The organism is Actinomycetospora sp. (genome assembly GCF_055612215.1).
The window spans coordinates 1-5,482 of record NZ_JBVPVA010000642.1 but is presented as its reverse complement, the minus strand read 5'-3'; the positions used below and the strand labels follow the sequence as shown (position 1 = coordinate 5,482).

Below are 5,482 nucleotides of genomic sequence, written 5' to 3'. Positions count from 1 at the left end.
CGGACGGCGCCCGAACGGGCCGACCGCGTCGTCCCGGGGGGTGCGGACCACCGACCAGCGAGGGAAGGGCTCGTCGGTCAGCGCGACCCACCAGCCGCGGTGGGGGTAGCGGGACCGGCGGTTGTACCGCGGCGCGTGGCCGGCCAGCAGGCGCAGCTCGCGGACCTCGGCCTCCAGGGCGTGCGCGCACTCCACCCAGTCGACCCGCTCCGCCAGGCCGACCATCTCCTTGACGCGTGCCCGCTTCTCGGAGCCGGTGAAGTAGGAGCGCACCCGGCGTCGCAGGTCGTTGGACGTCCCCACGTAGAGCACCTCGTCGGCGGGGCCGCGGAAGAGGTAGACCCCCGGGGCGTGCGGCACGGCCTCGGCCAGGTGGCGCTTGCCGCGCTGGGCCGGCGTGGTCTCGACCTGCAGGGCGAGCAGGTCCTCCAGCGAGGACACCCCGTGCCCGCCGACCCGCTCCAGGAGGCCGTGCAGCACGTCGACGGTGGCCCGGGCGTCGGCCAGCGCCCGGTGCACGGGCCGGGTGCCGGCCCGGAACAGGGCGGCCAGGGCGGAGAGGCGGCACGACGGGGCCTCGTCGCGGGTGAGCACCTTGCGCGCCAGCCGGGCGGTGCACACCACCGGCGGGCGCGGCCACACCGAGCCGTGCCGGCGGCACGCGGCCCGCAGGTGCCCGACGTCGAACGGGGCGTTGTGCGCCACCACCACGGCGCCCGCGCAGAACTCCAGGAACCCGGGAAGCACCGCGTCGAGCCGTGGCGCGTCACGCACCATCGCGGTGGTGATGCCGGTGAGCGCCACGATCTGCGGCGGCACGGACATTCCCGGGTCGACCAGCGTGGCGTACTCGCCCACGATCTCGCCGCCCCGCACCTTGACTGCGCCGATCTCGGTGATGGCGTCCGGGCGGGGCGCCGCCAGCGGGTCCGCGCCCGCCGGCTCCGGGCCCGCGGGGGGCCCGCCGGTGGTCTCGAGGTCGAGCACGACGAAGGTCGCCGCGTGCAGCGGCGTGCCCAGCTCCTCGAACGTGAGCTGGGGGTCGGGACCCGTCACCGGGCGTGGTGCGTCCATCGCCGCGGACGGTAGGACGACCCCCCGACACTCACCCCCGCGAGCGGGCCGCATGCCCGCTAACCTGGGCCGATGGCGGACGGGGAGGTGGCGACGCGGGATGGGCGGGACGGTCACGCACCCGCTCCGGAGGCCTCTACGCCGGTCACCCCCGCCGTCCGCGCGGCGCTCCTCGAGGCCGCCCCCGAGGCCGTCCGCGGCCGCGTCGCCGACCTCGTGTCCCAGGCCGTCGGGCAGATGCCGGCCACCGAGCTGCCCGCCCCGGTGCGCCCGGTGGCCCGCTTCGCTCCCGCCAAGCGCGCCAAGGTCGGGGCCGGGCCGATGCTCGCCGCGATCGGCAGCGCGGAGGGGTTCGCCGACGAGGTCGTCTCCTGGTGGCGCGAGCACCGGCCCGAGGAGTGGACGCCGCCCGTGGCCGAGCCGGTGCACGCTGCGGCGGTCGCCGTCCTCACCGGTGACCAGGAGGCCGCCCGGTCGCTGCTGCGCGACGCCGGGGAGCGCGCCGACGTGGCGCGGCTGCGGGGCGAGCGCGACACCGCGGTCACCCGCGCCGACCGGCTGGCCGCGGAGCTCGAGCGCGTCACCACCGAGCGGGACGAGGCGCGGGCGAAGGCCGCCGGGGCGACCCCCGACCTGTCCGAGGAGGTCGCGAAGCTGCGGGCGCGGCTGCGCGAGCAGGGGGTCCGGGTCCGCCGGGCCGAGGACGCCGCCGCCGAGGCCGCCGCCCGGCTCGCCGCCGACCGGGGTGCGGAGCACCGCGAGCTCGAGGACCTGCGCCGGGAGCACGCCCGCGACCGCGAGTCGCTGGCCGCCGCGGAGGCGCGGGCCCGGCGGGCGACCGCCGAGCTCGAGACGGCCCGCCGCGCGGCCCACGAGGCCCGCCGCGCCGACGACGCCCGGCTCGCGCTGCTCGTGGACACCGTCGCGGGCGCCGCGGCCGGCCTGCGCCACGAGCTGGGCCTGCGCGCGGACGACCACCACGTCGGGCCGCGGCCCGCCGAGCTGGTCGGCGCCGCCGCCGAGCGTGCCCCCCTGGCCCGGGTCACCGACCCCGCGACCCTCGACCGGCTGCTCGCCCTGCCCGAGGTGCACCTGATGGTCGACGGGTACAACGTCACCAAGACCCGCTGGCCGAGCCTCGCGCTGGCCGACCAGCGGGAGCGCCTCGTGGCCGCGATCGCCCCGCTGGCGGCCCGCACTCAGGCCGAGACGACCCTCGTGTTCGACGGGGCCGGCATCACCGGCGTGCCCACCGCCTCGGTGCGGGGGGTGCGGGTGCTCTTCTCCGATCCCGGGGTGATCGCCGACGACCTCATCCGCCGCCTCGTCGACGCCGAGCCCGAGGGGCGGCCGCTGGTCGTGGTCACCTCGGACCGTGCGGTCGTCGACTCGGTGCGCCGCCGGGGCGCGCACCCGGTGCCCTCGAGCGTCCTGCTCGACCGCCTCGCCCGGATCTGAGACCTGGGTCACACCAGGGCGCCGGGCCCGGCGAGGCTGTCGGACCCCCCACCTAACGTCCGCCGCGTTCCCCGGACCGAGCCGGGGCCGACCGGCGGAGGCCGACATGATCATCGACTGCGACACGTGCGTGGTGCGCCACCAGGCCTGTGACGACTGCGTCGTCGGGGTCCTGCTCGGCCTGCCCGAGGTGCCGGCGCGCGACGCGGATGTGTCCGGCGCGGCCGGGGAGACCGGCCGGCCCCGCGAGCCCGCCGAGCCGGGGGCCCCGCTGCCCGTGGAGTTCGGCCCCGTCGAGCGCCGCGCCCTCGAGGTGCTGGCCGACCACGGCCTGATCCCCCACCTGCGGCTCGTGACGGCCACGCCGGCGAGCGGGGGTGCCCCGTCGCGCGAGGGGTCCCGACGACGGCGCGACGCGGGCTGACGGGCGCCGGGGGAGCGCCGCCCGGCGCCGCGCGCGACGGGTCGGGGGCACCACGCGGACCGGGCCGCGACCGGCTTGTTACCGTCCCGTCACCTCCTCGCGGACGAGCTCCCCGCCCCGGTCCGACGAGCAGGCGCCCCTGTGCGAGAAAGGGACTCCCCGCCCGTGATCCCCGGACCGGCTCCCCGGCGTGTGCGTCCGGCCGTCGCCGTCCTCGTGCTCGCCCTGCTCGCCGTCCTCGGGCCGGGGATGCTGGCTCCGGCCACGGCCGCGGCCGACCCGATCGTGCCGCCCAACGCGAACGACGTGGTCCGGGCCCTCGCCGACGCCAACGCCCGCGCCGAGGCCGCGAACGAGCAGGCGATGGGCGCCCGCGAGTCGCTGCCGGTCAAGCGCGCCGAGGCCGCCCGGACGGCGAAGGCGGCGACGACGGCGCGCGCCGCGGTCGACGCGGCCCACGCCCGGCTCGAGCAGGCGTACACCGCGGTCGACCAGGTCACCCGAAGCACCTACCAGGGCGGCGATCTCGACCCGCTGGGCGCGCTGCTGTCGAGCACGTCCCCACAGGCCTACCTCGACAAGGTCGCCCTCCTCGACACCATCTCGGGCGCCAACCGCGCGGTGCTGCAGGGCTACCTCGACGCCTCGACCGCCGCGGACACCGCCCAGCGCGACGCGGACGCCCGGGCGACCGACGCCGGCCGCGCCGCCGACGACGCCCAGCGCGCCGTCGCCGACGCCGCCCGCTCGAAGGCCGACGCCGACCGCGACGTCGCCGCCGCGAACGCCGCGCTCGCCCGCCTCTCGCCGGCCGAGCGCGCGCAGCTGCGCAGCGGCGGCATCACCGACTTCCCGAGGAACATCCCGGGCGACTCGCTCGGCATCGCCGCCCTGCGCGCCGCCCTGAGCCGCCAGGGCGCGCCCTACATCTGGGGGGCGACCGGGCCCACGACCTTCGACTGCTCCGGGCTCGTGCAGTGGGCCTACCGCCAGATCGGCATCGCGATGCCCCGAGTCGCCGCGGCCCAGCAGCAGGTCGGTGTCCCGATCGCGCCCGAGCAGGCCCAGCCCGGGGACCTGGTGTTCTTCGGGAGCCCCGCCTACCACGTGGGGATCTACGTCGGGGGCGGGCGCTTCCTGGAGGCGCCGCAGTCGGGCGACGTCGTCAAGGTGGCGCCGCTGCGCGGGAACATCTCGGCGATCCGCCGCATCGCGCCCGCCTGACGCCCGCCCGCGACGACCTCTGGGAGGGTGCCGGACGTGGCCGTGCCCGACGCGGCGAGGACGCTCCTCGTCACCAACGACTTCCCCCCGCGTCCCGGCGGCATCCAGTCCTACCTGCACGAGCTCGCGGTCCGCCTGCCGCCGGGCGCGCTCACCGTGCTCGCCTCGACCTGGCCCGACGCCCGGGACACCGACGGCCGCTGCGCGCGCTTCGACGCCGCGCAGCCCTTCGCCGTCCACCGGTTCCCGACGACGGTGATGCTGCCGAGCCCCGCCGCGACCCGCCGCGCGGTCGAGCTCGCTCGGGCCGAGGGCGCCACCACGGTGTGGTTCGGGGCGGCCGCCCCGCTCGGTCTCATGGCGCCGGTGCTGCGCCGCCGCGCCGGGGTCGACCGCGTGCTCGCCAGCACCCACGGACATGAGGTCGGCTGGTCGATGCTGCCCGGCGCCCGGCAGGCGCTGCACCGCATCGGCCGGCACGCCGACGTCGTCACCACCGTCAGCCGCTACACCCGGGGGCGCATCGCGGCCACCCTCGGTGCGGACGCCGCCCTCGAACCGCTCCCGCCCGGCATCGACACCGGCCGCTTCGCCCCCGACCCGGGCGCCCGGGCCGCGATCCGCGCGCGCCACGGGCTCGGGGACCGGCCCGTCGTCGGATGCGTCTCCCGCTTGGTGCGCCGCAAGGGCCAGGACGTGCTGATCCGGGCCCTGCCCGCGCTGCGCCGCCGGGTGCCCGGGGCTGCGCTGCTCCTCGCCGGCGACGGGCCCGACCGCGACCGGCTGCGCCGCCTCGCCCGGGAGCACGACGTCGCGGACCACGTCGTGCTCACCGGCCCGGTCCCGCACGAGGAGATCCCCGCCCACCACGCCGCCCTCGACGTGTTCGCGCTGCCGTGCCGCACGCTCGGCGGCGGGCTCGACGTCGAGGGGCTCGGGATCGTGCTGCTCGAGGCGTCCGCGTGCGGCGTGCCCGTGGTCGCGGGCCGGTCGGGCGGCGCCCCGGAGACGGTGCGCGGCGGGCCGCCGGGTACCCGGACCGGCCGGCTCACCGACGGCCGCGACCCGGCCGACGTCGCCGAGGTCGTCGGGGACCTGCTCGCCGACCCGGACGTCGCCGCGGCCACGGGTGCGGCGGGCCGGCGGTGGATGCAGGCGGAGTGGACGTGGGCCTCGCGCGCCCGCCGCCTCGCCGCGCTCGCCCGTCCGGAGTAGCCCGGGGACCGGCCCACCGGGAACGAACGACCCGTTCGTGGCTTCTAGGTGCACGAACGAGTCGTTCGTTCCGCTCGGGAGTGGTCC

At 78.3% G+C, this 5,482-nt stretch carries 5 protein-coding genes; 4 read left to right on the top strand and 1 reads right to left on the bottom strand.

What is annotated here, in order from left to right; translation table 11 throughout:
- Positions 1-1,074, bottom strand: a 1,074-nt coding sequence (locus AC0CYZ_RS17635; RefSeq protein WP_472217650.1) for a DEDD exonuclease domain-containing protein, incomplete at its 3' end; no start/stop codon positions are given.
- A 72-nt stretch (positions 1,075-1,146) separates the two neighbouring features.
- On the opposite strand from AC0CYZ_RS17635, the gene AC0CYZ_RS17630 reads away from it, so the two are divergent.
- From AC0CYZ_RS17630 to AC0CYZ_RS17615, 4 genes are all read left to right on the top strand, one after another.
- Positions 1,147-2,532, top strand: coding sequence for an NYN domain-containing protein (locus tag AC0CYZ_RS17630; RefSeq protein ID WP_472217648.1), 1,386 nt, complete (start codon positions 1,147-1,149; stop codon positions 2,530-2,532).
- 106 nt (positions 2,533-2,638) lie between these two features.
- On the top strand, positions 2,639-2,956 hold the full coding sequence (locus tag AC0CYZ_RS17625) for a hypothetical protein (protein WP_472217646.1): 318 nt from the start codon (positions 2,639-2,641) through the stop codon (positions 2,954-2,956).
- Between the two features lie 165 nt (positions 2,957-3,121).
- Positions 3,122-4,180, top strand: coding sequence for a C40 family peptidase (locus AC0CYZ_RS17620; RefSeq protein ID WP_472217644.1), 1,059 nt, complete (start codon positions 3,122-3,124; stop codon positions 4,178-4,180).
- A gap of 36 nt (positions 4,181-4,216) precedes the next feature.
- On the top strand, positions 4,217-5,395 hold the full coding sequence (locus AC0CYZ_RS17615) for a glycosyltransferase family 4 protein (protein ID WP_472217642.1): 1,179 nt from the start codon (positions 4,217-4,219) through the stop codon (positions 5,393-5,395).
- Positions 5,396-5,482 lie beyond the last annotated feature (87 nt).